1 protein-coding gene is annotated in these 910 nt (G+C 36.3%); it reads right to left on the bottom strand.

Annotation, left to right across the window (positions count from 1 at the left end; genetic code table 11):
* Positions 1–910 (bottom strand): SdrD B-like domain-containing protein (locus EGI22_RS15245; protein ID WP_310588168.1); only part of this gene is annotated, 910 nt, incomplete at both ends.

Below are 910 nucleotides of genomic sequence, written 5' to 3'. Positions count from 1 at the left end.
CCATTTGACCAGCTATATGTATACGATGGTGTTCCACCTGTTGCTGATACTGTCGCTGTTCCATCTGTTCCTCCATAACATTGTACATCCGTCTTAGAGATATTATTTAAAGGTATTTCCAATGGTTCAGGCACTATAACAGTTGTGGTTGCGGAAACTAATGGGCATTTACCATCTGCTCCAATGGTATTTGTAATAGTATAAATACCAGAATTTGCCAAGTTAACTGTAATATTACCTGTAGTACTATTTAGAGCTAAACCTAAAGAAGGTGTAGATGTAAATGCACCTGGTACTGCTCCAACTGTAAATGTTGGTATTAAAATAGTATTATCTTTAAAACAGAAGTTAGTTACTAAATAATTAAATTCTGCAGTTTTAATACATTTATAAAAACCTGCGTCTACAGTTTGATTGTCATCACCACGTTTAATTACAATTGGTAAGGTTTTACCAGTTATTTGATCTGCGTCACTATCAACACTATCATCAGTTCCTTGATCTTTTGGACTATTGGTATAATCACCATTTGATCCTGGTGTTACAAATTCTACTACGTATGACCCTGGTATTAAATCATTAAACTGATAATATCCATTTAAATCTGTAATTGCAGTTAAGTTTACAATTGCACCATTACCAGTTGTTCCTGTCAATTTAACTGTAACTCCTTGGATACCTTTTTCTCCTAATTCTTGAATGCCGTTTTTATTTACATCTTCCCATACATAGTCGCCCAATTTTGCTGGCTTGAAGTATCCTGCATCCAAGGTATTGTTTGTCTCACCACTTACTACAGTTACGCTCTGAGTCGTTCCTGTTGTTTTGTCTGCATCACTGTCTTTCGTATCGTCAGTGCCATGGTTTGGATCTGTCGTTGTATAGCCACCTGGTTTGGTGAACGTTACTG

Origin of the sequence: Lacihabitans sp. LS3-19, from assembly GCF_024343575.1 — a bacterium.
Classification (GTDB): Bacteria; Bacteroidota; Bacteroidia; order Cytophagales; family Spirosomataceae; genus Leadbetterella.
The sequence above is the reverse complement of the archived record's forward strand: the minus strand, read 5'-3'. Positions and strand labels throughout refer to the sequence as shown.